The sequence below is a fragment of the Paraburkholderia sp. AV2 genome (assembly GCF_054968425.1).
Genome location: NZ_JBANLK010000033.1, coordinates 46,867 through 72,143 on the forward strand (window position 1 = coordinate 46,867; position 25,277 = coordinate 72,143).

The window sequence follows — 25,277 nt, forward strand, 5'->3', positions numbered from 1 at the left end:
GTCATGCTCCGTCGGTTTGCTGAAAGTGTTCTCGTGCAGAGAGATCCGCAATCAGGCCGGGGCCATGGGGTTTCCACGCAAGAACTCGCCGGATATGCTGGCCGCTTACCGACTGGTCGAGCGCCAGTGCATCAGCAAATGGCCCAAGCGATTTGCGAGCATCGTCGAGCGGCCAGAATTCGACGCGATCGGCGCCGACCGAGGCCCGGATCGCTTCACCGATTTCGGCAACGGCAACAGCCTCTTCCGCGACCACGTTGAAGATCTGTCCCGCGACTTGACCATTCCCGCTTGCCGCCTGCTCCACCGTGCTCAGGTAAGCCGTGGCGAGATCATCGACATGAACGGCAGGCCAGTGATTGCGGCCATCGCCGACGACCCTCACGCTGCCAGTCTGATGGGCCATGCCGGCGAGCATGCCGAAGACGCCGCCGCCGTAGCCATGCACCATCGCCGGCCTGAGGATCACCGCGGCAATCGAGCGGCTCGCTGCTAACGTCTGCACATGCCGCTCCACCGCGGGCCGCCAGGCGACGAGGGGTGTCGAGTTCAGCGCCGACGCTTCAGTCGCGGGCTCCCCCTCCGTATTGCCGTAGACCCACGTGCCCGACGTATAGACAAACGCCGCGCCCGGCTGCAAATGAGAAAGCATCGCTACAACCGCGGCCTCATCGGCAGCGGCGGCAGAAGCATCGTTGGTCGATGCGGTGTGCACCACGCCATCGGCGGCACCGGCAATTGCAGCGAAAGACTGTGGCTCGCGCAGGTCGCCGGAATGCAGTTTCACACCGAGACGTGCCAGCGCGCCGGCGGCCGGCGACCTGTCCTGACGCACCAGCGCCGTCACCCGATGGCCGAGGCGGATTGCCTTGCGCGCGACCGCTTGCCCGATGTAGCCCGTACCACCTGTAATGAACAGTTCCAAAGCGTTCTCCCAACGATTGCCTGCGAAGTTAGATAACCCAACAATCGAGACCGATAAGTCTCGTTTGTTGAAATGTAGACGAGACTGGCCAGTCTTGTCAACTGCCCGGCGATCTGGTATTTATTTCGTATGAACGCTTCCTCTCTTCCCGGCCTGAGCCCGCTGCAACGCCGCAAGCGGACTGCCATCCTCGACGGCGCGAAAACCGTTTTCTTGAGCCAGGGTTTCGGCCTGGCAACGATGGACGATGTCGCGGCGGCGGCTGGCGTCGGCAAACAGACGGTCTACCGCCACTTCAAGTCGAAGGAGGCGCTCTTCGTCGGTCTGGTAAGTTCGATGTGCACTCAGGTGGGCGGCGTGCTTGCCAGTGCTCAGAACGAGCAACCCGCTGGCACGCCCGAAGTCGAGTTGCGCGAGTTGGGATGGGTGTTGGCGCAGATCCTGATCACGCCGGATTATCTGCGGCTTTACCGTGCCATCGTTGCTGAAGCCGAGCGTCTTCCGGAACTCGGCCAGGTGTTCTACGAAAATGGTGCAAAGGTCGTGCGTGCCTTCGCCGCAAAAATTCTGCGAAAGCAATTTGACGAATCCACTGCTGCATTGCGGGCAGCGACATTCGTTCAGTTGGTGCTAGGCGACGCGTATCTGGAACTGTCGATTGGCTACACGGTGTCCGATGTCGAAGCGCGCTTTGCGCTGCAGATCGACGAGGCAGTGGCGGCGGCACTTCGCTAAGGAGTGCCGCATAACGTCCCAGTATCGTCAGCGCATGCCGCCGCTCGCGACGATGCGTTCGCCCGTCAGCCAGCCTGAGTCGTCGGACGCCAGGAACACGGCAATCGACGCTATATCTTCCGGTTGCCCCGTACGGCCGAGCGGCGTCTGGCTCACCGCCATCGCTTCGAAGTCCGATCCGATGATCCCTGCCGCGTGTGCGCCTTCCGTGATCACGACACCCGGATTGATTGCGTTGACGCGGATCTTCCGCGGCCCCAGTTCGCGCGAAAGCACGCCTGTAATCGCATCAACGGCCCCTTTCGTGCCGGTATAGACAGCGCTCGTCGGCGGCGTGATTGTGGTCACCACGGAACTCACATTGATGATGCTCGCGCCCTCGCCTAAATGCTTCAAAGCCGCCCGGGTCGTGAGTAGCAGGCCGAGCACGTTGATATTGAACTGCCGGTGGAATTGCTCTTCGGTAAACTCTTCGATCGGTGCCAGCTCATAGACGCCCGAATTGTTGACGAGAATGTCGATGCGGCCATAGGTTTCGATCGCTGCGTCGATGATGCCTTGCGCGTCTTCCGCCTTAGACACATCGCCGCCGACGGCAATCGCCTTGCCGTTGGCCGATGTAATTGCGGAGACGACCGCGTCGGCACCCGCCTTGCTGCTTGCGTAATTGACAACGACCGAAGCGCCTTCCCCTGCGAGCGCCTTGGCGATACCTGCACCGATACCCTTAGACGCGCCAGTAACGACGGCCACTTTGCCTGCGAGCTTGCCCATATCCTTTTCTCCAATCGATTCGATAGCTTTGAACGGAACCGGCTGCTTTCGAGGCCAGCCGGCCACCGTGGACCGAGTCTAGGCAGTCGCTGCGCTGCGATAAAGCGCCTCAAACCGAATTGACCTGAAGGATCTGGCAAACAATCCCGTGTCCGGCCGCCAGTTCGGCGAGGCGCTGTATGTGGAACTGCAAACGCTCGCGCAACTGCCGCATAGACATCGAGCCCTACTTCGAATCGTCGGCCCGACACGGGTGGTGTTCGATGGCAACGTCCGCTGCTTACGAAAGGGGCAGATTATGCCTCGGCTGCGTCAGCATGGTCGGCTTGAGAATGTCTTCGAGTTGAGCCCGGGTGAGCAGTCCTCTCTCGACGACGATTTCCGCAACGCTTCTTCCCGACACGAGCGCTTCCTGCGCCACCTGGGTCGCATTCGTATAGCCGATGTACGGGTTCAGCGCCGTCACGATGCCGATCGAGTTTTCAACGAGCGAGCGAAGCCGATCGCGATTGGCCGTAATCCCGTCGACACACTTCGACGCGAGGGTGAGGCATCCCGCACGCAGGTGCGCGACGCTCTTGAACAGGCTGTGTGCAATGACGGGCTCGAACGCGTTCAGTTGCAACTGGCCGGCCTCCGCCGCGAAGCTGACCGTCACGTCATTGCCGATGACTTCGAAAGCGATCTGGTTCACGACCTCCGGAATGACCGGGTTGACCTTGCCCGGCATGATGCTGGAGCCCGCCTGAACCGGCGGCAGATTGATTTCGCCAAAGCCTGCGCGCGGGCCGCTCGAAAGCAGGCGAAGATCGTTGCAGGTCTTCGAGAGCTTGACGGCCACGCGCTTCAGCACCCCCGACAACTGCACGAACGAGCCGACGTCCTGTGTCGCTTCCACGAGATTGGGCGACGTCGTCACAGGAATACCGGTGACGCTGGCCAAATGGCGGCAGACGAGCGGCGCATAGTCGGGCGACGTGTTGATACCGGTACCGATCGCCGTGGCGCCCAGGTTGATTTCGCAAATCAACTGCGAGGCTTCCCTGAGACGCTCCTGATCTTCGCCGAGCATGACCGCAAAGGTGCTGAACTCCTGTCCCAATGTCATGGGAACCGCGTCCTGCAATTGCGTGCGTCCCATCTTCAGATCGTCGCGAAACTCCTCCGCCTTCCGTTCGAACGATACGCGCAAGACGCCCATCGCATCGACCAGTTGCGCGATGCCCATATGGGTGGCGATTTTCAGCGCGGTCGGATAGACGTCGTTGGTGCTTTGCCCCAGATTGACATCTTCGTTCGGGTGCAGCACCGCGTAATCCCCCCGCTCATGGCCAAGATGCTCGAGGGCGAGATTGGCAATCACCTCGTTCGCATTCATATTGGTCGACGTACCGGCCCCACCCTGAATCACGTCGACAACGAACTGGTCGTGGGCAATCCCTTCGCGAATCTGCCGGCACGCGTGAACAATGGCCTCCATCTTGCTCTCGGGAAGCAGTCCTAACTCATGGTTCGCCAGTGCCGCGGCCTCTTTCACGAACGCCAATGCGTTGATCAGATTCGGATAGGTCGAGATCGGAATGCCGGTAATCGGGAAATTGGTGAGTGCGCGAAGCGTGTGGACTCCGTAATAAGCCTCGCTGGGCACGGCGAGGTCGCCAAGAAGGTCGTGTTCGATACGTTCAGAGCGGTTGGACATGGCGTTGCTCCATGGGAGAGTTTTCGGGTCGACCGGCGGCAGTGTCCACCGGCAATGCATAAGCGACACACCGTCGAGCGAGAACGTCGGTGGGATCGACCAGCCTGACGCGAGCGCCGCCCTTGCCCACGAATTCACTCCCGGTCAAAAGGAGCGGAAGTTCCGTGCACCCAAGGATGACGACTTCAACGCCCTCGGCAATCAACCCCTCTACGGCGGCAGCGATGTCCTCCTGACACTGCCCCGTCGTAAATCCCGCCTTGACGCCATGCTTTCCGTAGATGGCTTCCATCACGCGCTCCTGTAGCGCAGGGGCGGGAACAACCTGACGAAGATCTTGCGATTCGAGCGCCTTTCGATAGACGCCGCTTTCAATCGTACCCGATGTCGCCAGCACGCCGATATCGCGCAGCGTCGGATACGTCTCGCGCAAAGAGTCGACCGTGACGGTCAGCATATTCACAATCGGGATGTTGAGATACGGCTGGATGCGCTCGACAAAGGCATGGGCCGTATTGCACGGAATCGCGATGATGTCGGCATCGCCGTCTTCGAGCCGCTTGCAGGTCGCATACAGCGAGACCGTGGGGTCAGCGCCGTCGCCAATCAGATTCTCGGTGCGGTCCGGAATCTGCGGGTTTTGCTCGACCAGCAGCTTGATGTGATCCTGGTCGCGCGTGGCGGGCGTATTCCGGATAAGCTTCTGCAGAAAGTCGACCGTCGCCGCCGGGCCGACCCCGCCCACGACGCCAACCTTGAAGGCATGTGCCGGCGCGCCGTCACCGCCCGACGCGGCGTACCGCGCGACGGACTGCGCATACGTCAGGTTGGTATCGACGAACGGTACGCTCAGCGGGCCGATTTCCTCCGCAACCAGCGCGATTTCGGTCATGCCGGGCACGATCACCTGGGCGCCCTGCTCGATCAGATCCTGGCAAGCCTCTCGCAACAGCTTGATCGGACGGCCGCGCAGATTGCCGCTCTTGATGCCGTCCGATCCATAGACGGCCTCCGTCACCGGATCGGGGCGCTCGTGGCATCGGGGGTGGATGACTTCGAATTCAGGGGACGCGAAGTAGCGTTCGAACAAGCGCTTTTCCCGCGTGTAGTCGGAGGCCAGCACGCCGATGCGGCTTGCACCGGGAAACTTGCGTTGAACGTGGCTGCGAACCGCCTCGACCATGTCCACGATCCGCAGGCTCGTGTTCGCGCGCAGTTCGTCGATAAAGGTGTGACTGAGAAAGCACGGCAGCACGACCGTCGTCACGCCGCGCTTCTCGAAGTCCCGGATCATCTCGAAGATATACAACTTCCGTTCGATCGTAGCCGCGCTTCCCGAACGCGAGTTGGGAAAGGGCGACTGCTGAAAGATGGCGTCGAAGTGGTCGGCGTCGGTCGAGGCGGGCGTCGCCTTCACCAGTTTGAAGAAGACGTCCGCGCTTGCCAGCGGTCCCAGGCCGCCGACAATGCCGAACTTGCGCTTGTGGCCGGCGAGGTCGGAAGTCATTTTGCTCCGCCTTGCGCCGGGCCGAAAATCTGCTCGTCGTCCTCGATGAAGCCGGACGCGTTGCTCTGGCGTGCGCCTTCCCACTTCGCGATCACAGCTGTCGCCACGCTGTTGCCGATCACATTGGTCATCGTGCGGCCCATATCGAGGATCTGGTCGATCGCCAGCACCATGGCCACCCCTTCTACCGGCAGATGAAACATCGGCGCTACCGCCGCGACCACCACCACCGAGCCGCGCGGCACGCTGGCCATGCCCTTGCTGCTCAGCATGAGCACGAGCAGCATGAAGAATTGCTGCGAGAGCGGCATGTTGACCCCGAAAGCCTGGGCGATGAAGATGGCCGCAAACGCCTGGTACATCATCGAGCCATCCAGGTTGAACGCGTAGCCCAACGGAAGCGTGAAGCCGACGACTTTCTTGTCGACCCCGTAGCGCTCCAACTGCTCGGTGAGCCGCGGATAGGCCGCCTCGCTGCTCGCCGTCGCAAACGCGATCATCGCCGGCTCGCGCACCGCCTTGAGCAAGGCGCCGACGCTACGGCCAAGAAACAGATAGCCGACGAAAACCAGAATCGCCCACAACACGACCAGCCCCACATAGAAGGAGCCAATCAGCTTGCCATAGGTGTAGATGACATCGAGGCCGCGCAACGTCACCGCCGAAGCGATCGCGCCAAAAACGCCGAAGGGCGCCGCACGCATGACGTAGTTCGTCACGCGCAGCATCACGGGTACCATGCCGTCGATCATCTCGATCACGACCTTCACGCGCGGATCCCGCTTCGTCGCGCTCAAGCCAAGGCCGAGGAAGACGGAGAAGACCAGGATCTGCAGGATGTCGTTGCGCGCCATGGCATCCAGCAGGCTGGTCGGAAACGCGTGGGTCAAGACATCCTTGAAGTTCAAGGCCGAGGTATTCAGGCCGGTGTCGATCTCGCCGGTACCTGCGACCATGTGCAGGCCTGCGCCCGGCTGCAGAAGATTCGCGAAGACGAGGCCCACCGTGAGCGATATCAGCGATGCGCAAACGAACCAGCCTACCGAGCGCACGCCGATGCGGCCGACGTCCTGGCCGCTGTCCATACCGGCGAGTCCCGACACCAGCGTGACGAACACCAGGGGCGCGATGATCATCTTGATGAGGCGCAGGAAGATGTCCGTGAGGATCGAGAAATATCCTGCGATGGCTTTGACTGTGGCCGGATCGGATGTACTGGCGTGGCACGCGTAGCCCACCATGACGCCCAGTATCATTCCAACGGCAATATAAACGGTGAGGCGATTTTTCATTTCCGTCTGTCCTTGAGTGACGCAAAGCGGTCGACACATGACCGGCATGCGTTGAGAGACGACTCGCGCGAGATCGGCTGCGCCTCGGTCGAGCGTTAAAGCGCAGTTTAGGCACGCGCAAAACAACGACAATGCCGGTGTCGCATGTGCGCATGCGTATTTCGCATAAGACGGGAAAACCCTAGCCGCCGGACTGCAGTACCGCCCGACAATGCTGCCAGAGCGTATCGAGAAACTCGCTACGGTTGGACACATCACGGTAGACACGCAATTCGATTTCCAGATTCCAGGGCGACGGACCCGCGGGAACCAGTTCACCCGTATCCAGTTCCGCGGCAATCGCGCTCCTGGGCAGCCACGCCATCCCCTCGCCTTCCATGACCATTTTCTTGAGAACCTCGGCCATGTCCGATTCGTAGTGAAGCAATAACGCCGGTGCTGAAGGCGCCCGGCCAAGAAGCAGCGCGAGGCAGCGTCCGAAATAACTCGTCTCCGCGTATGAAATGTGAGGCAACGGCTGTTTTGCCGTTCCCGGCAGTCGATACATCGGCGCGGAACGCGTGTTCGGCCTGCTGGCCGGCATCAGCGTGTCGATCCCCACGGTGAGATGCTCATACTTCGCGGGATCGAGGTGCAAGGGCAGTTCAGGGTGGTGATAGGCGAACATCAATTCGCAGTTGCCGTTCACGAGCATCAGGATCGAGTCGTGCACGTTGGTCGGCACCACGCGCGCGCGCACCTCCCCGAAGTGGGCCGAAAGCGCCTTGAGCCAGGCGGGCAGGAAATTCAGCGCGATCGTGTGGCCGGCCGCAATCTGGAGGCTCTTGCCGCCGATCCGTTTTTCAGTCCGGATGATGGCGCGGGTATCGAAGAGTCGGCTCAGGATATCTTCGGCGACTTCGCGAAAGAGTTGACCCGCGGGCGTCAACACGGGAGGAAAGCTGCTGCGATCGATCAGTTCCGCCCCGACCCATTGCTCCAGCGATTGAATCCGCCGGCTGAACCCGGACTGGGTCACATTGCGGAATTCGGCGGCGCGAGAAAAGCTCTGGTATTGAGCCAGGGCGATGAAGTCCTCGACCCATTTGATTTCCATACGTAGAGCCCGCCTCGTGGGACGCGAAACACCGGTTTCAGGAAGCTACGATCTTACGCCGGTCGTTGTACCAGGTCGCCGGCCGCGCCCGACCTGGTCGGCTTCGGTCAGTAGGTCGCAGCAAACGCTTCCTGCACCTGGGCGGGTGACGTGATCCCGTTGGCGATCAGCAGTTGCGTCAGCAAACGAGCCTTTTCCGGATTGAGATCGAGGGACGCGACGAATCCGCTCTTGTCGTCGTCGACTTCGACGTTCCGGTTCACAAAGCCCGATCCGACTCGCGACGACCGAACCACGACGATGCCCATTTTTGCGGCGCGCTGCATGGCAAGCATGGCGGCATTGGAAACGTCGCCGTCGCCGACTCCGGCGATCACGATGCCCTTCGCCTTGTCCGCTATCGCATGATCGATCTGTACCGCATCCATGTTGCTGTGCGCGAAGATAATCTCGACCCGGGGCAATTGCCCATCGGCGGGTAGCGCATAAGGAGCCCGGCGAGCCGCGACAACGGGCGCCACGAAGCGTATCGACGCCGGGTCCACGTAGCCGATTGGCCCGGCATTGGGAGACAGAAACGTCTGAACCGAAGTGGTATTCGTTTTGGTTATCCAGCGCGGATCATGAATCGTATCGTTCATGACCACCATCACGCCCCGCCCCTGCGACTGCGGGCTGGCAGCAACCTCGACGGCTTCGAGGAGGTTATTCGGACCGTCCGCACTGATGACGCCGCCCGGCCGCATCGATCCCACCAGAACGACCGGCCTGGTGGAATGGATCACGTTCTTCAGAAAGAATGCGGTTTCCTCCATGGTGTCCGTGCCGTGCGTAATCACGACACCGTCCGCCTCGCCGCGATCGAAGATCTCGTTGATGCGTTTGGCCAGTTGAAACCAGACCTTGTCGTTCATGTCTTGCGAGCCGATATTCGAAATCTGCTCCGCCGAGATCGTGGCGAATTTCTCGATGCCGGGCACATCCTTGATCAACTGCTGTCCGGTTCGCTCACCCGAGTTGTAGCCAATAGCCGAGCGGGCATCTGCCGTTCCGGAGATCGTGCCTCCGGTAGCCAGCACGATGACGCGCGGCAGTTGCTTTGTCTGGCCGGCAACGCTCGCTTGTTGATCTGCACTGGCGTCCGCTGCGGCGGCGGACGTGGCGTACAGGGGAAAGGCCATGAATACCGCCAGTACTGCCGCAATGGTCGTACGAAACGGGACTGAAACAGGGGGCGCGTTTTTTTTCATGATCGTGTACAAGTGGAAGAGACCTTTAACGGAAGGAGCCGCGAATTCACCGGCTCAAAGCGGACGATCCAGCGACTCCGGAATCGCGTTGTCGCGGCATGGATCACGCCTCGCACCAGAGTCAGACCGGATGGTAGAAGCGGTCAAAAAAAGAGCGATGCGGTGATGGCATGTCCGTATGCGAATCTCGCATAACGTGGGAAAACCCTGAGCGACAGGCTCAGTCGTCCTGGACCGGTCAGGACGTTGTGGAGCGCCGTGGCGGGCGGGTGTATGCGTGTGCGGGAACGGAAAGCCCTGCATAATGTCCGCATGCAAGCCCAGGATCTTGAAGACCTCGTCACCGTTACCATGCCCTTCGGCAAATACAAAGGCCGGCTTATCGCCGACCTGCCCGGGCATTACCTCAATTGGTTTGCCCGCGAAGGGTTTCCGCGGGGCAACCTCGGCCGCCTGCTCGGGCTGATGCACGAGATGGACCATAACGGCCTGAGGAGCTTGCTCGAGCCGCTGCGCAAACGCGGATAGCGCCCATCGGGCGCCATCGGTATAACGCGCCACGCAAATGGCCGCGCGAGGGGACCGGCGAGTAGTTCAAACTGGCCGCGTTGCCTCGCTCCCCAACGTCCGACTTCTCGGAGCGGCCCTCATACGCTTAATCGCTTTCGATGCGCGCACGAGTACGAGCCGTAGCCGGCGTTTTAACCGGATGGTTAATCTAGTCGGCCGAGTTAGCGACTGTGCGCCGCAGGGATTGGGCTACCCCCGCTCCTATACTTGTCATGTTGACACACGTCAAAATTTTGGAGGTTTGACCCGCTGGATGTGGCCCATCCGCTTCAGCTCGTTAGCCCGTTGCGCAGCATCGAAGTCGTTTGACCGAGGCAGGGTCAAACGACAGGAACCCACTCAAGGAGGTTGTTATGGCCAGAAATGATGACGCGAGGACGATTGTTCAAGAACTTGCATCCTCAACGAATCAACCGGAGCAACTGGTGTCCCGGATGTATGCAGAAGCGCTGGCCGATTTCAGGCACGATGCAAGAATAATGGACTATGTCCCCCTCCTGGCGGCACGACGGGTTCGTGAAAACCTCAAGAACGCCTCATTGCAATCAATAAAACAAGGGGCCGCGCCAGGCGATCCGGCAACGACCCGGACGGACGGCAGCTAGCGGCCAACCGGCGCGGTCAGCTTCACCACGCCGCAAACGCCTTACCGCTGCGGTACGCCATCGCGCCACTCGCCCCAATGCTTGACGATGTCCTGCACGAGCGGATTGCCTGCAAGAAACAGATTGTCGATCGCGATCGCGAAGCCGCCCTGCGATGCGTAGTTGAGCAGATTGTCCGCGCTCGATTGGCCAGCGTACGGCCGGTCGAAGTCCGAGCCGGCGCGCAGTACCGCGACGCGGTTCAGGTCGACGCGGTGCGCGCTCGCCGCACGCGTCAGCGCCTCGTAGGTGGCGTTGTCTTCCTGCTGCGTCGTGCAATAGGTGCCCTTGCCGTCGGTCAGGATCTTCGTCCATTGCCGCGCTCGCTCGCCGAGGTCGGTGCCCGACCACCAGGTATCGCCCGCCAGGGTGTCGCACTGGATCACGGTCGGTGGACGGTTCGCGGGTGCATAGCTGTATTTGGCTCGGGCGGCTTGCGCCTGCGCGTCGTCGGTCAGCGTCACGTTGCGCGATAGCGCGAATGCCGCGTTCGAAAGCGCCGGATTGAGCTGGAACACTTCGGTGCGATAGTCGAGCGGCGGCTTCTGCGTCGGGCCCGTCGTGTTGATGCCGAGATAGCCTGTGTTCCAGCCTGGCGGAATTTCGCGTCCGTCGATTTCCCACTGAATGCCGAAGTCGACGAGCCAGTTCGCCCAGGCAGCGGAGCCGACGGTCCCCTGCAGCGGGTCGATACCGGCAATGCCCGCCACCATGAAATACGTGTGACGCAAGTCGAAACGCGGAGAGAAGGTCAGCGCCATGATCGACGCGGCGGCATTCGCGTGCCCCATGCCCGTCGTCATCACGCAGACGTCCTGGCGATTGCAGTGCACGGCCGGGTAGTCGGGAGACAGACCCGCGACCGTGATGTCCTGCCACGGTCCGAGATGATCTAGCCACACCTGGCCTTCGGGACCGAACATCGAAATGATCATCACCTTGACCGGACGGCCATGCGACGCGCCGTCGTCCTGCGCGAAGCTGTCGTCGGCATGCGCGACGGCCGGTGCAACGGCTGCGCTCGCCATGAACAACGATGAAATCACCGCACCAAAAACACGATTTAGCATAAGAGGCCCCACCTGTTAGTTAGGAACTGCGGTTGCGAAACGTGAATCGCGTGCCGTGTTGTCGACTGATGTCGTGGTTTTGTCGGCGTGCAGCGTGGGACCTGAGCGTGAATCATTCAGGCGACAATGAGTATAAGCGGAGAAAATGGGCCATTGCGGCGTATTGCTCCGCGAAACGCTCCATACGGTCTTTCTGCTGCGCGGCTTTCCCGCACCAATACAACGCGGCAGATCGGGCATTCGTAGCCAGCTATCCCGGCCCCCAGGGAAACACCCCTCTTCAGTTTGCCGGTCGCCGGCCGATATCGCAGCTATCGGCGTTACTCGCACACGCCGGGGAGCCGCCGATGAAAGTTCGTTCGTTGATCGCCGCAGTGATCTGGGTCACCGCGTGCGCAGGCGCCTCATCGGCGCTCGCGGAAGGATCGACCCCATTGGCCGGGGACGACGGTACCGCCGTGTTTGGCGGGGTGAAATTAACCGCGGTGCAGAACGTTAGCGGCAGCGCAAAGCTCGATACTTCGTCTGCTTTCGTGGGTACGGACGCGCTGCGAAGCGCAAGCGGCAACATTGGCGTGAATCTGGCGGCCGGGGCGCTCAATGCGCAGGCCAATCAGATCGCGCTGGTTACCACACCTCAAGCGAAAATCGTCACGCAGCAGAATGTGCATGCTGTCGCGCGTATGACTGGCGGTAGCGCCGTCGCTGAACTCAGTGCCGGTGCGCTCGCCGCCACTAGCGGCAATATCGGCATCAATATCGCCGCGGGTGCGGGTAATGCGCAACTCAATGGGATGGTGGTGCATTGAGCGAGTTTGGCGCCGTGACCTGGACTATCAGTCGGCAGTCGGTCATCCGGCACGCACCTCATGCAACAGGCATAACACGAAGCTGAAAAGACACTCGCCATTCCAGATGGCGGTTGTTCAACACCTGACGCGTGCGCGTTTATTCCGGCAAAGCTCGCGTGAAACGCGACAAACTCATTACCGGAATATCAGGTTTGCCAACAACAAGCCAACGAACGCCACACCGCCGGCCACAGAGGCAGCCATAATGATCGACAGGCCGCTGGTTAGGGAGTGCGTGCAAATACTCGCTGCAAAGATAAAAGATACCGTGAACAGAACGCGATAAAGCTTGAGAACAGTGACTGGCACAGCGACTCCCGGATAGTCGAAATTTCTGATTTACCACCCCTTTAATCCGGTTGTATTGTCAACGATTTATGTGACTCTGTCGAACGTTTAAAACTGGCCCCACTCCGCTCATCGTTTGAATCTATGCGATTTCGAGCAGATGATTTATGCAAAGGGCATCAAGCGATTCTGAGTAGCCCTTCAAGCAACCGGAAAGCGGCCGCCGGGCATGGTGGATTTCGCGTACTGCCGCCAGCGCTCAGGTGGCTTGAGCCTTTTCCACTGTCCGACTATAAGCTTGCAGGAGACCACTCCTTCTCGATGTATGAATTTGCCGAGGAAGTCTCGAAACAGGCGGGCCGGTCGATCGTCTATAACAATCCGTCGCCGGCCGACTATGGGGCCGCACCGGTAAGATTCGGATTACAGAATATTCAAATTAGCACTACAGGCATAGCTCGAAAGAACGGCAGTGAGGTTGTTTTTTCGGGGTCCCGAGCCGCGACTGGGTGACCCCGAAGGCACCTCTAGCGGTCGAGATAAGACAGCATGGCTGGTAGATAACGCCTGCCGGCAGTCTGGTGTTCAGCAAGGAACGCCCGGATGCGATCCAGTTCCGCCGGCGTCAAACGGACGGAGGCCGCGCCCACGTTTTCTTCGAGGTATTTGCGCCGCTTGGTGCCGGGAATCGGCACCAGATCATCGCCCTGCTGCAACAGCCAGGCGAGCGCGATCTGGCCCGGCGTCACAGACTTCTCGTGTGCCAGTGTTGTGACGAAGTCGGCAAGCTTGACGTTCGCGTCGAAGTTGCTGCCCTGTATGCGCGGATCATTGGCCGCTCGCCAATCGTCGGAGGAAAGTTCCTCCGCTCTCCGGGCCTGGCCGGTCAGGAAGCCCCGGCCGAGCGGACTATAGGGAACAAAGCCGATACCCAGTTCGCGCAGGGCCGGCAAGACCTTGTCTTCGACGCCGCGCTCGAAGAGCGAATACTCGCTCTGCAGGGCCGAGACGGGTTGCACGGCGTGCGCGCGCCGAATGGTATCGACACTGGCTTCGGACAAGCCGAAATAGCGGACCTTGCCTGCGGCGATGGCGTCCTTGACCGCGCCCGCAACCTCCTCGATCGGCACGGCGGGATCCACGCGATGCTGATAAAGCAGATCGATGTGATCGGTCTGCAACCGGGCCAGCGACGCGTCGATCACCTCCTCGATATGTTCGGGGCGGCTGTCCAGACCGCGCACCCCGTTCTCGAACCTGAAGCCGAATTTGGTTGCAATCGTGACCTCATGACGACGCCCTTTCAGCGCGCGTCCAAGTAATTCTTCGTTGACGAAAGGACCATAAATCTCCGCCGTATCGAGGAACGTGCAACCCAGTTCGATCGCCCGGTGGATCGTCGCGATCGACTCTGCGTCATCAGGCGCGCCGTATGCGTAGGACATTCCCATGCACCCGAGGCCAATCTCCGAAACAACGAGTCCTTCACGTCCAAGCTTGCGCGTGTTCAGCATGGCGCCCTCCTGTGATAGCCATCTGCCTACAATGGCACGCAGGTCAAAGAGGTGTTAGACCAATACTCTTGATTCCTTGCACGATTCTTCGGCGCCGGCGCCTCATTGCCTGTCGAGCGTAGGCTGGCTCCAGAAACCAAGGTGCGAGCCTGCCGCTTCATCCTCGATGAGCGGGCCAACGACCTCGACAGGCCGTTGCCCGCGCGCGAAGACCTCGCGGCAGGGAAGCGAGAACGTCGGATTCTCGGCGTGGGCTCCGGTCAGCGCCAGCAGGCGGTGCTCGGAAAGCGCATAGACGACACGCCCGATGTTGCACCAGTAAATCGCGCCCGCGCACATGCAGCAAGGCTCGGCGCTCGTATAGAGCGTGCATCCGGCGAGTTGCGCCGGCGAAAGCGTGCGCGCCGCCTTCGCCGCGGCGACCAGTTCGGCATGCTGGGTAGGATCGCCCTCAGGCGGCATCGAGTTGTTTCCCGCGGACGCCACGATATGGCCGTGCTCGTCCGCCACGATCGCCGCGAACGGGTGGCGGCCGTTGCGTCGCGACTCGTTGGCGAGTTCAATGGCGGCGCGCAGCAGCGCCATGTCGCGTTCATCGAGGTTCGCGGATTCAAACGCCTTGTCTGTGTGCATGGGGTACCTTTCTAGTCCGCCAGCGACACCGTCTCGTGTTCGTCCGCCTCGAACCAGGCCGGATTGCGGGCGGCAATGGGTCCCAGCGTTACCAGGATCTCCCGCAGATGCTCCCGCATCGCGGTTTCCGCGGCATCCGGGTCATGAGAACGCAGCGCCGCCAGAATCTTTGCGTGCTGCTTGATGAGATGATCCAGCGGCGAATCGTCCGGCAGGCTCAGGTAACGAACCCGGTCCATCTGCGCCTTGATATCCTGAATCGCTTCCCAGGCGGCCCCGCAATCGATCGTCTGTGCAATCGTGCAGTGGAATGCTTCGTCCAGCGCGAGAAAGGCGGCCGTATCGTTTGCCTTCGCTGCGAGCCGCTGATCCCGAATGTTGTCCGCGAGCGCTTTCAACTGCACTTCGGTAACGCACTTCGCCGCTTTGCGCGCGACCGCCGCTTCGATCGCCTCGCGGATAAAGCGCCCTTCACGCACCCGGCGCGGCGAAATGCGCTTCACGAAAGTGCCCCGCTGCGGCAGAACCTGAAGCACCCCCGCCTCCACCAGTTTGATGAACGCTTCCCGAACCGGCTGGCGTGATACATGGAACATCCCGGAGACTTCTTTTTCCGAAAGTGGCGTGCCCGGCACCAGTTGACCGACGAAAATCGCCTGGCGAAGCGCGCGGTAAATCTGCCTGGTAATCGGTTCGGGCGATTCCAGCGATACTTGCGAGCGCAGGTCCGGCAACGTGGCGGCGCCGGAGTCATTGTCGCGGAGCCGACGGCGAACGCGTAGCGGCGCCGACCTGGCGAGCTGCGCGCCACCGTCTTCGGCCTGTATGGCGGCCGCGGATTCAGGGGTTTTCATCGTCGTTAAAGCGGTTTGAGAAAAGGCGCGTGGCATGCCGCTGCGCAACGGGCGACGCGGACATTCTCTGTTGCGACGCCGTGATGCTATACCACCATACTACTATGTTTCCTCATTGGCCCATTGCGTACGTCGCCGTCATGCGATGACCCAGGCTGCACCGCTCACGTCATTCACGCCGCTCGCGGCTGCCCTTCCCGACTGCCCTGCCGCTTAGGCTCCCGAACCCACACGAACGCAGCCAGCGCGCCGAGTACGGCAACCCCGCCCGCAAGCGCAAATGCAGCGCCGTACGCACCGTGCGTCGCTTCGATGATGAAGCCTGTCACCGCCGGCCCGATGACACCCGCCAGATTCGCCAGCAGATGCACAAAGCCGCCCACGCCGCCCACATTCTCGCGACGCACCGTATCCGCGATCACCGCCCAATAGACGGAGCCTGTGACATAGAGGAAGAAGATCGTCACGGACATCAGCGCGATAGCGCCCTGGGTCGTTTGCACGCGTCCCGCGAGGGCCACGCATACGGCGGCCATGCCGAGGCAAAACGACAGCACGAGGCGGCGCGACAACAGCGGCTTGCCGGTCAAGCGCAGAATCGCGTCCGTAACGAAACCGCCCGCCGCGAGACCGACGCTTCCCAGCAACCAGGGAATCACGGTGGCGAGGCTCATGTCGCGCAAGGACATGTGATGCGCTTCGGTGAGGTAGGTCGGAAACCACGAGAGAAAGAAGAACAGCACGTAGTTGTAAGCAAAAAACGCCACCGCGGTCGCGAGAATGATCGGCTGGCGCAGATAGAAACCCAGACCCGCTTTCTGTCCGTGCACGCCATGTTCCATCGACGCGGCCTGCTGCTGACCCGCGACGATCAGTTCGAGTTCGGCTTTCGCGACTCGCGGGTTTCCCTGCGGATGCTCGGTCGTGGTGAGCGTCCACAGCACCAGCCATGCGAGGCCGATCAGCATGATGGCGACAAACGCCCAGCGCCATCCGAACGCGATCGCCATATAACCGACCACGGGCCCCGCGACCGCGCCTCCAAGCGGCGTGCCCGAGCTGATCACACCAATCGCGCTCGCCACTTCGCGGCGCGGGAACCAGTTGTTCACCATCTTGCTGTTCGACGAGCTAAAAGGCCCTTCTCCGATGCCAAACAGCACGCGCAGCACGATCAGCGAAGCGAAGCTGCTCGCGAGCGCCGTCGCCCCGCAGAAGAGCGACCAGAGGCCCATTGCGCCGCCGAACACCTTTTTCGCGCCGATCTTGTCCGATAGCACGCCGCCGACGAAGTTGAACAGCGCATAGCCAATAAAGAAACTGCTGAACACCACGCCCATTTGCGCATGTGTGAAGTGCAGATCCTTCTGGATGAGCGGCGCCGCGATCGAAAGCGCGGCGCGGTCGAGATAGTTGACCACGCCCGCGAGAAACAGCAGACCTACGACGAACCATCGTTGGCTTTTGAACATGTTCAGTCTCCGATGTGCCACGTCTTGTTTATGCCGATCTGGCGGCTCGATGGCTTTGCGTGAATACCCAACCGTACTCTCAGTCGAATTGCAGATGCACCTTCATCGACTGACTGCGATCCTGCGCCACCTCGAACGCGCGGTTGGCTTCGGCGAGCGGAAACGAATGCGTCATCAACGGCCGCAGGTCGATGCGCTGCGATGCAATCTCGTCGGCGGCGATCGCGTATTCGTCCGTGAAGCGGAACGAACCTTGATAACGCAGTTCCTTCGCCATCACCAGATTGGCCGCAACGGGCGACTGGCCCGCAGGCAGGTTTCCAAGCTGGATCACCGTACCGCCCGCGCGCACCGCGCGCAATGCCGTATCGAGTCCCGCGGGACTGCCCGATGCCTCGATCACGACGTCGAAGGTGCCGCGTTCGCGCGCCCATGTGTCGATGCGCGCCTGGTCACTCGCGAGTACCGTCTCGTCGGCGCCCAGAGCGGCGGCCATCTGGAGTGCCCTGGGCGCCAGGTCGAGGGCAACGATGCGATGCGCGCCCGCTCGCCGTGCCGCCGCCAGCACGATGCAGCCGATTGGCCCGCACCCTACCAGCAGCAGGTTCGCGCCGACCAGCGAACCCGCCTGCTTCAATGCGTGCAACGCGACGGCAAGCGGTTCCGCCATCGAGGCTTGCGCGTAGTCCAGCGAATCGGGCACCGGCACGCATTGCCGTGCGGCCGCCGTGATGTATTGGCGGAACATCCCTTGCATATGCGGAAAGGTCGACGCGCTGCCCATGAAGCGCATATTCAGGCAGTGGTTCGGCATGCCCTTCAGGCAAAACCGGCACGTGCCGCAGTTCAGCCCGGGATTGACCGCCACGCGCTGGCCCACTTGCAGCCCGCTCACGCCTTCTCCCAGCGCGGCGATCTCGCCCGCCACCTCGTGACCGAGCACGAACGGCTCGTGCACCGCGAAGTCGCCACTCTTGCCTTTGAAGTAGTACGAAAGATCAGAGCCACAAATGCCGCCGGCGCGTACGCGGATCTGCACCTGGCCGGGAAGCGGCTGAGGCGCGTCCAGTTCGTCGATACGGAGTGTCTTCGCCTCATGGAGAACGGCTGCGAGCATGGTTGTGGTCCCTGGTTTTGCGGGGTTCGTGAAGAAGAAGATTGACGGGCATCCGCCGCGATTGCCTTTCAACGGCGCGCCGCGAAAGCGGGCGTGGCCTGCGTCCGAGCCGCGTTGGCGTCGCGCTGCGGCGCCGCCCAGTCATGAAGATCGGTGCCGAGGCGCGCAGGCGCGGTCTCCGGCAAAAGCAGCACGGAGATCGTCGATACGATGCCGGGCACCGCCACGTAAACGACCAGTCCGATCGAATCGCCGCCCGTCGCCTGGATGAGCTTCACGGCAACCAGCCCAAGCAGGCCGCTGCCGATCAGCGAGCCAATCTGCCAGATGAGCGCAATACCACTGCAGCGCACGCGCGCCGGAAAAAGCTCGGGAAAAAGCGACGCTTGCGGCGCGTAAGTGAGACTATGGCCGACCGTGATGGCCAGGATCATCACGATCTGGATCGCGAAGCGGCTGCCGCTGTCGATCGCATGAAAGAGCGGCCAGACGAGCAGCACCTGCAATACCGCGCCTGCGATGAAAGTGGCACGCCGCCCGATACGATCCGATAGCGCGCCCGCCAGCGGAATCGCAGCCAGTTCGAGCAATACCGCAACGATGATGGTCTGCAGCAACAGCGCGTCGGCAACACCGTGTGCGCGGCCGTACGCCAGCACGATCATCGTGTACATCGCAAACGTGCAGGCTTCGATCAGCTTCGCGCCCACGCCCTTCGCAATCGTCGCGCCGTATTGCCTCACCACTTCCACGACGGGTCGCGACTCGACGGCCTGGGTCGCGCGGATGGCCGCGAAAACAGGCGATTCTTCGGTACGCAAACGAATGTAGAGCCCCACCACGACGAGCACGATGCTGCCGAGGAACGGCAGACGCCAGCCCCAGTCCATCATTTGCTCATGCGTCAGCGTAGCGGCAAGCACGGCGAAGATGCCCGACGGAATCAGAAATCCCGCCGGCGCGCCCAATTGCACGAGGCTCGCGAAAAAGCCGCGCTCGCGCGGCGGCGCGTATTCCGCAGTGAGCAGCACCGCGCCCGCCTGCTCGCCCCCCACGCCGAAGCCTTGCAGCACGCGAATCGCGATGAGCGCAACGGGCGCCCAGATGCCTGCCTGCGAATAATCGGGCAGCAGGCCGATGGCGAAGGTGCCGAGCCCCACGATCAGAATGGTGACGATGAGCGCCGTCTTGCGGCCGACCCTGTCGCCGAAGTGGCCGAACACAATGCCGCCGATTGGCCTCGCGACGAAGCCCACCGCATAGGTCGCAAACGCGGCGAGCGTGCCGATCAGCGGATCGCTGCCCGGAAAGAACTTCGCGCCGAACACGAGAACAGCAGCCGTGCCGTAGACGAAGAAGTCGTAATACTCGGCCGCGGTCCCGATGGTCGATGCGGCGGCCACGCGCCGCAGCATTGCGTTGGTTTCTCTGTCTGCCATGTCTGTCTCCGGAATCTTGTGCTTTGCTGTGCGACACGCGGGCGTAGTCGCCCGCTCACCAGTTCCAGAGCGTACCGTCTTCGAGCCGCGCGACGGGCAGATACGCCGGGTCATACGGATATTTCGCGGCGAGCTTTTCGTCGATATCCACACCGTGCCCAGGCACCTCGCCCGGATGCATCATGCCGCGATCGAAGGTCCACGCATGCGGAAAGACTTCTAGCGCCTCCTTCGGGAAGCCCATGTACTCCTGCACGCCGAAGTTCGGCACCCAGAGGTCGAAGTGCAGCGCGGCGCCCATGCAGACCGGCGAAAGATCGGAGGGGCCGTGACAGCCGGTACGCACCTGGTAGAGCGAAGCAAAATCCGCGATGCGCTTCAGGTGCGTAATGCCTCCCGCGTGCGTCAGCGTCGCACGGATATAGTCGATCAGTTGCTCTTCGATCAGTTGCTTGCAATCCCAGATGCTGTTGAAGACCTCGCCTACCGCGATGGGCGTGACGGTATGTTCGCGAATCAGGCGGAAACCGGCCTGATTCTCGGCGGGGGTCGGGTCTTCCATCCAGAACAGACGGCAGGGCTCCACCGACTTGCCCAGACGCGCCGCCTCGATCGGCGTGAGGCGGTGGTGCACGTCGTGAAGCAGATGCGTATCGAAGCCGAACCGCTCGCGCACGGCCTCAAAAAGCTTCGGCACGAAATCCAGGTACTTTTCGGAAGACCAGCTCTGTTCCTCGACCGCTCCCTTGGTCGCCGGTTCGTACATGCCGTTGCCCTTCGCAACACCATACACCGACCGCATATTCGGCACACCGCATTGAATGCGGATCGCCTTGTAGCCCGCTTCGACATGTTCCGCGTAGCGATCGAGCGCTTCGGGAATGTCGCGGCCCGTCGCGTGACCGTAAACCATGACCCCATCGCGCGACGCGCCGCCGAGCAACTTGTACAGAGGCAGGTTGGCCGTCTTCGCAAGAATGTCCCAGAGCGCCATGTCGACTGCCGCGATGGCCGACATCGTGACAGGACCGCGCCGCCAATAAGCGCCTTTGTAGAGGAACTGCCAGGTGTCCTCGATACGCCCCGGATCCCGCCCGATCAGAAGCGGACAGACGTGATCCTTCAGATACGAAGCAACAGCGAGCTCGCGGCCATTGAGCGTTGCATCCCCGATGCCGTAGACGCCTTCGTCCGTCACCACCTTCAGCGTGACGAAGTTGCGGCCTGGGCAGGTGACGATGACATCGGCGCGAACGATCTTCATAGGGGATATCCTTGAGTGGGCAACTCGTTCAGCGCATACTACCATACCAGTATGTTGCAGGGTCAATCGCGGGTTTTCCCTCGCCCAGCTCGTCTACCGGATCGACCAATGACCGAAATATCAAGACTTTCCCGTCGCCATCAGGGTGCGTTGCGCTCCCATCTGCTCTCGCCGGAATGGCGTACGCCGGCCATAGGCATCGTGCATCTGGGCGTCGGCAACTTTCAGCGCGCACACGCGGCGCTCTACACGGAAGAAGCGATGCTGGCTCAGCCCGGCGATTGGGGTATTTGCGGCGTCACGCTGCAAGGCGACGTCAGCAAGCGCGACGCGCTGATGGCGCAGGACGGGCTGTACAGCGTCGTCGAGCGGGGGCCCGCCGGCATTCGGGTCACCGTCGCACGGGCGCTATGCGAAGTTCTCGCGATGCCCTTCGACCGCGCTCGGCTCTTCGAACGGCTGGCCGATGAACGCGTGCGCATCGTTTCGCTGACGGTCACGGAAAAAGGCTATTGCCGCGACCCGAAAACGGGCGATGCCGATTTCGCGCATGCCGGGGTTGCCCATGACCTTGCGCACCCGAACGAGCCGACAACGGTTCCCGGCATCCTGACCGCCGCGCTCAAGGCGCGGCGCGACGCGAATATCCCGCCTTTCACGGTCCTTTCCTGCGACAACCTCTCGCACAACGGCGCAGCGCTCAGGCAAGCCGTCTGTTCGTTCGCCCAAAAGCTCGACGCCCGCCTCGCGGCGTGGATCGAAGCGCACGTCGCCTTCCCGTCGACGATGGTCGACCGCATCGTGCCGGCCACGACCGACGCCGACCGGGAAGCCGCCTCCACCGCGCTCGGCCTGCGAGACGAAGCGCCGGTGCCGTGCGAGCCCTTTCGTCAATGGGTTATCGAGGACCGGTTTCCGGCGGGACGCCCCGCGTGGGAGGTTGCCGGCGCGCAACTGGTGGACGACGTCGCGCCGTTCGAGGTAGCGAAACTGCGCATGCTGAACGCAACGCACTCCGCGCTGGCCTACCTGTCCCTGCTTGCCGGCTTCGAAACGATTAGCGATGCCGTGGCCCACGCGCCGCTGAAGAAACTGATTCACGACATGATGACGCGCGAGATCGCACCCACCCTGGAGGTGCCGGCGTCGTTCGATCTCTTTGCTTACCGCGACGCACTGCTCGAACGTTACGCGAATCCCGCGCTCAGACACCGCTGCGCCCAGATCGCAATGGACGGCAGCCAGAAGATCCCGCCGCGCGTTCTTTCAACGATCGAGGCGCGCCTCAACGCGGGGCAATCCATCGAACGCCTGGCACTGGCAGTCGCGGCATGGTTCACGTTCCTGCGTGGACGCGCAGACAGCGGCGAACGCTACGCGATCAACGATCCGTTAGCCGACCGGTTATCGAAGATCGCTCTGGATGCGCGTGACGAAGCAGGTCTTGTCGACGCGATGCTCGCCGTTAGAGAGGTATTTCCCGCTTCGCTCGCGCATGAACCGGCACTGCGCGAATCGCTCTTGCGCGCCGGGCGTGCGTTGCGAAGCGGAGCACGCTCAGCCATCGACGACTATGCGCATTGCGAATGTTCGAAGCACCCCTAACCGTCAATCGACCGAATGACCCTCGCCGGATTCCCACCGACAAGCGTATTCGGGGGAACGTCCTTCGTGACCACCGATCCCGCCGCGACAACCGAGTTCTCGCCCACGGTGACGCCGCCGATAACGATCGCACCGGCGGCAATCCAGACGTTTCGCTCGATCACGATGGGCTTCGCGATGACACCATTGCGCCGCCGGGAGGGCTCGAGGGGATGGCCGGACGTGATGAGGCTCACGTTGGGCCCAATCATCACGTCGTCGGCAATATCGAGCCCGCCAAGGTCATAGAACGTGCAATTCTGATTGATGAAGACATTGCGCCCGACACGGATATCGACCCCGCCGGTCGTATAGAACGGTGGGATCAACGAAAAGCTGTCGTCCACCGGCTTGCCGATCAGATCGCTGAACAAGGCGCGGATTTCAGCGGCATCGTTGAATGTCAACCGGTTGAGCGCGGCGGTGAGCGTCATCGCTCGCTGGACGTTTGCTGACATTGCCGCCGATTCCGGCGTCCTCCTGGAAATTATCCTGGTGCGATCGTCATTTGCCATTCGCTACGCTCCTCCCGTTGCGGTGTCGTGGTTGCCAGTTGCGGCGGAAGCGGAGCGGTTCAGGCCGCTGGCCGGCGACAACGCCGCGCGCCTGCGCTGCAGGAACCGGCGCACGGCCGGATCGCGCGCCAGTCCGATCGCGAGATCATACGCGCCGAGGGCTTCGGCCCTCGTGCCGGCACGCGCAAGCAGATCCGCGCGCGCAACCCAGTATGGCTGGTAGTCGGCCCGAAAAAATTGCGGACGGCGTGAATACAATCAGCCCGATGTCGATGGATTGTGCGTTGCCGCACAGACTGCCGGCCGAAAAGATCATCGACTGGCATCGGCACCGCCGGGCGGCCCTCCCTCTTTTCACGCCGAACCGATTTCCTGGGCGCCTGTCATCCTCCCGACACCGGCGAGCGTCACCATCCCGTCACGAAATGGCGACCGGGCGGCAGTTTTACTGCGCGGCCTCGGCAACAAACCCCATGTTCCACGTCGCCTTGAACGGAGCATAGACCCGGACTGTGCGATATCCGCATAGCGCTGCGAGTCGCGCGGGCCGGTCATACGAGAATCGCCGATGTACCGGTAATCATCAGACGAGGAGCTTTCGGATGCAAGACATGGCGACTACAAACGACTTTCGGAAAGCCGCGATCAAGTCGGTTCAGGAGTACATCGACGAGCGGCCGATGTGGCCGGACGGCACGCGCCTTCCGTCGATCCCGATGACGGGGATGCAGTGGCGCATCTGGTCACTCGCCGCCGCCGGAAAGTTCTTTGAAGGCTTCGTCGTATTCATGACGGGCGTGGCGTTGCCGCTGATCTCGCGCGAGTTCGGCATCAGCGCGGCGCAGAACGGCTTCATCAGCGCAGCAAGCCTGTGCGGCATTCTCGTCGGCGCAGTGGGCCTCGGCGGCATGTCCGATCACTTCGGACGCAAACGCATGTTCATCGTCGAGATGATCATCTTCGTCGCGTTTCTCGTGCTGCTGGTGTTCTGCGCGAACTTCGTCTCGCTCGTGGTCTGCCTGTTCGGTCTGGGCGTGGCGCTCGGATGCGACTATCCCACGGCCCACATGATCATCTCCGAAAGCATTCCGAGCACGAGCCGGGGCAAGCTGGTGCTGGCCGCCTTCGCGTTTCAGGCCGTGGGCGCACTGGCGGGAACCGGGGTCGGCTTCCTGGTGCTCTCGATGGTGCCGACTCTCGACGCGTGGCGCTGGATGTACGGCACGGCGATTTTCCCCGCGCTGCTCGTCACCATCGGGCGCTTCTTCATTACCGAAAGCCCGAACTGGCTGCACGTACGCGGCGCGACCGACCGCGCGGAACTGGCCGCCCGTCGGCTGCTGGTTCGTTCTCCGCAATATCCGGCCGAGATCGTCCTCGCGCGCGAGTTCGTCGTGGTCGGCAAGGGCGAGCACGAGAAAGGCAGCTTCCTCGCGCTGTTCGAGCGGAAAAACCTGCGCGCGACCATCTTTGCCTCGGCGCCCTGGTTCCTGCAGGATCTGGGCACTTACGGCATCGGCATCTTCACGCCGACGATTCTCGCCACGGCGTTCGGCGCCAAACCCGATCACGTGCGCAGCATTGCCGACCTGATTCTCAACGATATCCTCGCCGCCAAAGGCGCCGCCCTCATCACGAGCCTGCTGATCATCGGCATCATCTTCGCCGTCGCGCTTGCGGACAAGTTTGGGCGTATCTGGCTGCAGGTCGTCGGCTTCGTTGGCTGCGCAGTCGGGTTGCTGATCGCGTCGCTCTCCGACGGCTTCGATGGCACGACCAAGACGGCGATGATTTTCGCGGGCTTCATGCTCTTCAACTTCATGACCAATCTCGGTCCGAACGCGCAAACCTATCTGCTGGCCGGCGAAGTCTTCCCCACCGCGATCCGCGGAACGGGTGCGGGCTTCGCCGCGGCGGTGGGCAAGATCGGCGCAGTGGCCACGGCCTTCCTGTTCCCGATTCTTCTCAGCAGCATCGGCACCGGTCCGCTTCTCTACATCCTCGTTGGTACGTCGATCCTGGGTGCGGTGGTCACCTGGATGTTCCGCATCGAAACCAATGGGGTCAATCTCGACCAGATCGGTCGCCAGTCGTAAGCAGTCCGTATGCGGCGCCCGATTCCCG

Annotated in this window: 22 protein-coding genes and 1 pseudogene; 6 read left to right on the top strand and 17 right to left on the bottom strand. The window is 61.9% G+C overall.

All coding sequences use genetic code 11. The features are described from left to right. Nucleotide 1: 1 nt before the first annotated feature. Nucleotides 2-925: an NAD-dependent epimerase/dehydratase family protein gene (locus tag V8683_RS21380; RefSeq protein WP_411192794.1), complete on the bottom strand. Its 924-nt coding sequence runs from the start codon at nt 923-925 to the stop codon at nt 2-4. Nucleotides 926-1,054: 129 nt separating this feature from the next. On the opposite strand from V8683_RS21380, the gene V8683_RS21385 reads away from it, so the two are divergent. Next, the gene (locus V8683_RS21385) at nt 1,055-1,660 is read left to right on the top strand and encodes a TetR/AcrR family transcriptional regulator (protein ID WP_411192793.1); all 606 of its coding nucleotides are present in this window, start codon (nt 1,055-1,057) and stop codon (nt 1,658-1,660) included. A gap of 27 nt (nt 1,661-1,687) precedes the next feature. Here V8683_RS21385 and V8683_RS21390 read toward each other — a convergent pair whose 3' ends face one another. The 6 genes from V8683_RS21390 to V8683_RS21415 all read right to left on the bottom strand — a co-directional run bounded on the left by V8683_RS21390 (nt 1,688) and on the right by V8683_RS21415 (nt 9,209). After that, nucleotides 1,688-2,434 carry a glucose 1-dehydrogenase gene (locus V8683_RS21390; RefSeq protein WP_411192792.1) on the bottom strand — a complete coding sequence of 249 codons (747 nt, stop codon included), beginning with the start codon at nt 2,432-2,434 and terminating at the stop codon, nt 1,688-1,690. Nucleotides 2,435-2,714: 280 nt separating this feature from the next. Beyond that, complete coding sequence (gene aspA / locus V8683_RS21395; protein WP_411192791.1) at nt 2,715-4,133, bottom strand: aspartate ammonia-lyase; 1,419 nt, start codon at nt 4,131-4,133, stop codon at nt 2,715-2,717. Then, the gene (gene cuyB, locus V8683_RS21400; RefSeq protein WP_411193516.1) at nt 4,117-5,640 is read right to left on the bottom strand and encodes a cysteate racemase; all 1,524 of its coding nucleotides are present in this window, start codon (nt 5,638-5,640) and stop codon (nt 4,117-4,119) included. The genes aspA and cuyB overlap by 17 nt, the downstream gene beginning before the upstream one ends. Continuing rightward, nucleotides 5,637-6,932, bottom strand: coding sequence for a dicarboxylate/amino acid:cation symporter (locus tag V8683_RS21405; RefSeq protein ID WP_411192790.1), 1,296 nt, complete (start codon nt 6,930-6,932; stop codon nt 5,637-5,639). Before V8683_RS21405 ends, cuyB begins: the two co-directional genes overlap by 4 nt. A gap of 181 nt (nt 6,933-7,113) precedes the next feature. Then, the gene (locus tag V8683_RS21410; RefSeq protein ID WP_411192789.1) at nt 7,114-8,028 is read right to left on the bottom strand and encodes a LysR substrate-binding domain-containing protein; all 915 of its coding nucleotides are present in this window, start codon (nt 8,026-8,028) and stop codon (nt 7,114-7,116) included. A gap of 107 nt (nt 8,029-8,135) precedes the next feature. Then, nucleotides 8,136-9,209, bottom strand: coding sequence for an asparaginase (locus V8683_RS21415; RefSeq protein WP_411193514.1), 1,074 nt, complete (start codon nt 9,207-9,209; stop codon nt 8,136-8,138). 381 nt (nt 9,210-9,590) lie between these two features. Here V8683_RS21415 and V8683_RS21420 point away from each other — a divergent pair, with 381 nt between their 5' ends. Both V8683_RS21420 and V8683_RS21425 read left to right on the top strand, forming a co-directional pair. Beyond that, nucleotides 9,591-9,806 (top strand): DUF3820 family protein, encoded by a 216-nt coding sequence (locus tag V8683_RS21420; RefSeq protein ID WP_411192788.1) that lies wholly within the window; start codon nt 9,591-9,593, stop codon nt 9,804-9,806. A 395-nt stretch (nt 9,807-10,201) separates the two neighbouring features. Then, nucleotides 10,202-10,453, top strand: a complete 252-nt coding sequence (locus V8683_RS21425; protein ID WP_411192787.1) for a DUF3562 domain-containing protein — start codon at nt 10,202-10,204, stop codon at nt 10,451-10,453. Nucleotides 10,454-10,494: 41 nt separating this feature from the next. Here V8683_RS21425 and V8683_RS21430 read toward each other — a convergent pair whose 3' ends face one another. Further along, complete coding sequence (locus V8683_RS21430; RefSeq protein ID WP_411192786.1) at nt 10,495-11,562, bottom strand: purine-nucleoside phosphorylase; 1,068 nt, start codon at nt 11,560-11,562, stop codon at nt 10,495-10,497. 347 nt (nt 11,563-11,909) lie between these two features. On the opposite strand from V8683_RS21430, the gene V8683_RS21435 reads away from it, so the two are divergent. Further along, entirely contained in the window at nt 11,910-12,371 is a 462-nt protein-coding gene (locus V8683_RS21435) for a hypothetical protein (RefSeq protein ID WP_411192785.1), read from the top strand. An 857-nt stretch (nt 12,372-13,228) separates the two neighbouring features. Here V8683_RS21435 and V8683_RS21440 read toward each other — a convergent pair. From V8683_RS21440 to manD, 7 genes are all read right to left on the bottom strand, one after another. Then, nucleotides 13,229-14,215, bottom strand: coding sequence for an aldo/keto reductase (locus V8683_RS21440; protein WP_411192784.1), 987 nt, complete (start codon nt 14,213-14,215; stop codon nt 13,229-13,231). A 102-nt stretch (nt 14,216-14,317) separates the two neighbouring features. Next, nucleotides 14,318-14,848, bottom strand: coding sequence for a nucleoside deaminase (locus V8683_RS21445; protein WP_411192783.1), 531 nt, complete (start codon nt 14,846-14,848; stop codon nt 14,318-14,320). An 11-nt stretch (nt 14,849-14,859) separates the two neighbouring features. Further along, nucleotides 14,860-15,702: a GntR family transcriptional regulator gene (locus tag V8683_RS21450; protein ID WP_411192782.1), complete on the bottom strand. Its 843-nt coding sequence runs from the start codon at nt 15,700-15,702 to the stop codon at nt 14,860-14,862. 173 nt (nt 15,703-15,875) lie between these two features. Further along, entirely contained in the window at nt 15,876-17,174 is a 1,299-nt protein-coding gene (locus V8683_RS21455; RefSeq protein WP_411192781.1) for an MFS transporter, read from the bottom strand. Nucleotides 17,175-17,253: 79 nt separating this feature from the next. Beyond that, a complete protein-coding gene (locus V8683_RS21460; protein ID WP_411192780.1) occupies nt 17,254-18,291 on the bottom strand; it encodes an L-idonate 5-dehydrogenase in 1,038 nt (345 codons plus the stop codon). A 68-nt stretch (nt 18,292-18,359) separates the two neighbouring features. Next, the gene (locus tag V8683_RS21465; protein ID WP_411192779.1) at nt 18,360-19,730 is read right to left on the bottom strand and encodes an MFS transporter; all 1,371 of its coding nucleotides are present in this window, start codon (nt 19,728-19,730) and stop codon (nt 18,360-18,362) included. A 55-nt stretch (nt 19,731-19,785) separates the two neighbouring features. After that, nucleotides 19,786-20,994: a D-mannonate dehydratase ManD gene (gene manD / locus V8683_RS21470; protein WP_411192778.1), complete on the bottom strand. Its 1,209-nt coding sequence runs from the start codon at nt 20,992-20,994 to the stop codon at nt 19,786-19,788. A 108-nt stretch (nt 20,995-21,102) separates the two neighbouring features. Between manD and V8683_RS21475 the strand changes: the two genes are divergently transcribed. Further along, complete coding sequence (locus V8683_RS21475) at nt 21,103-22,599, top strand: mannitol dehydrogenase family protein (protein WP_411192777.1); 1,497 nt, start codon at nt 21,103-21,105, stop codon at nt 22,597-22,599. Here the strand turns inward: V8683_RS21475 and V8683_RS21480 are convergent. Both V8683_RS21480 and V8683_RS21485 read right to left on the bottom strand, forming a co-directional pair. After that, nucleotides 22,596-23,153 (bottom strand): sugar O-acetyltransferase, encoded by a 558-nt coding sequence (locus V8683_RS21480; RefSeq protein ID WP_411192776.1) that lies wholly within the window; start codon nt 23,151-23,153, stop codon nt 22,596-22,598. The genes V8683_RS21475 and V8683_RS21480 overlap by 4 nt on opposite strands. 3 nt (nt 23,154-23,156) lie before the next feature. Next, nucleotides 23,157-23,381 (bottom strand): annotated as a pseudogene (locus V8683_RS21485) (hypothetical protein); the annotation flags it as partial. A 383-nt stretch (nt 23,382-23,764) separates the two neighbouring features. On the opposite strand from V8683_RS21485, the gene V8683_RS21490 reads away from it, so the two are divergent. Next, nucleotides 23,765-25,249, top strand: a complete 1,485-nt coding sequence (locus V8683_RS21490) for an MFS transporter (protein WP_411192775.1) — start codon at nt 23,765-23,767, stop codon at nt 25,247-25,249. Nucleotides 25,250-25,277 lie beyond the last annotated feature (28 nt).

What these genes read in the sequence shown, in the direction of transcription:
- V8683_RS21385 (WP_411192793.1), top strand. Translation starts at nt 1,055, where the DNA reads ATGAACGCTTCCTCTCTTCCCGGCCTGAGCCCGCTGCAACGCCGCAAG.
- V8683_RS21390 (WP_411192792.1), bottom strand. Translation starts at nt 2,434, where the DNA reads ATGGGCAAGCTCGCAGGCAAAGTGGCCGTCGTTACTGGCGCGTCTAAG.
- aspA (WP_411192791.1), bottom strand. Translation starts at nt 4,133, where the DNA reads ATGTCCAACCGCTCTGAACGTATCGAACACGACCTTCTTGGCGACCTC.
- cuyB (WP_411193516.1), bottom strand. Translation starts at nt 5,640, where the DNA reads ATGACTTCCGACCTCGCCGGCCACAAGCGCAAGTTCGGCATTGTCGGC.
- V8683_RS21405 (WP_411192790.1), bottom strand. Translation starts at nt 6,932, where the DNA reads ATGAAAAATCGCCTCACCGTTTATATTGCCGTTGGAATGATACTGGGC.
- V8683_RS21410 (WP_411192789.1), bottom strand. Translation starts at nt 8,028, where the DNA reads ATGGAAATCAAATGGGTCGAGGACTTCATCGCCCTGGCTCAATACCAG.
- V8683_RS21415 (WP_411193514.1), bottom strand. Translation starts at nt 9,209, where the DNA reads ATGGCCTTTCCCCTGTACGCCACGTCCGCCGCCGCAGCGGACGCCAGT.
- V8683_RS21420 (WP_411192788.1), top strand. Translation starts at nt 9,591, where the DNA reads ATGCAAGCCCAGGATCTTGAAGACCTCGTCACCGTTACCATGCCCTTC.
- V8683_RS21425 (WP_411192787.1), top strand. Translation starts at nt 10,202, where the DNA reads ATGGCCAGAAATGATGACGCGAGGACGATTGTTCAAGAACTTGCATCC.
- V8683_RS21430 (WP_411192786.1), bottom strand. Translation starts at nt 11,562, where the DNA reads ATGCTAAATCGTGTTTTTGGTGCGGTGATTTCATCGTTGTTCATGGCG.
- V8683_RS21435 (WP_411192785.1), top strand. Translation starts at nt 11,910, where the DNA reads ATGAAAGTTCGTTCGTTGATCGCCGCAGTGATCTGGGTCACCGCGTGC.
- V8683_RS21440 (WP_411192784.1), bottom strand. Translation starts at nt 14,215, where the DNA reads ATGCTGAACACGCGCAAGCTTGGACGTGAAGGACTCGTTGTTTCGGAG.
- V8683_RS21445 (WP_411192783.1), bottom strand. Translation starts at nt 14,848, where the DNA reads ATGCACACAGACAAGGCGTTTGAATCCGCGAACCTCGATGAACGCGAC.
- V8683_RS21450 (WP_411192782.1), bottom strand. Translation starts at nt 15,702, where the DNA reads ATGAAAACCCCTGAATCCGCGGCCGCCATACAGGCCGAAGACGGTGGC.
- V8683_RS21455 (WP_411192781.1), bottom strand. Translation starts at nt 17,174, where the DNA reads ATGTTCAAAAGCCAACGATGGTTCGTCGTAGGTCTGCTGTTTCTCGCG.
- V8683_RS21460 (WP_411192780.1), bottom strand. Translation starts at nt 18,291, where the DNA reads ATGCTCGCAGCCGTTCTCCATGAGGCGAAGACACTCCGTATCGACGAA.
- V8683_RS21465 (WP_411192779.1), bottom strand. Translation starts at nt 19,730, where the DNA reads ATGGCAGACAGAGAAACCAACGCAATGCTGCGGCGCGTGGCCGCCGCA.
- manD (WP_411192778.1), bottom strand. Translation starts at nt 20,994, where the DNA reads ATGAAGATCGTTCGCGCCGATGTCATCGTCACCTGCCCAGGCCGCAAC.
- V8683_RS21475 (WP_411192777.1), top strand. Translation starts at nt 21,103, where the DNA reads ATGACCGAAATATCAAGACTTTCCCGTCGCCATCAGGGTGCGTTGCGC.
- V8683_RS21480 (WP_411192776.1), bottom strand. Translation starts at nt 23,153, where the DNA reads ATGGCAAATGACGATCGCACCAGGATAATTTCCAGGAGGACGCCGGAA.
- V8683_RS21490 (WP_411192775.1), top strand. Translation starts at nt 23,765, where the DNA reads ATGGCGACTACAAACGACTTTCGGAAAGCCGCGATCAAGTCGGTTCAG.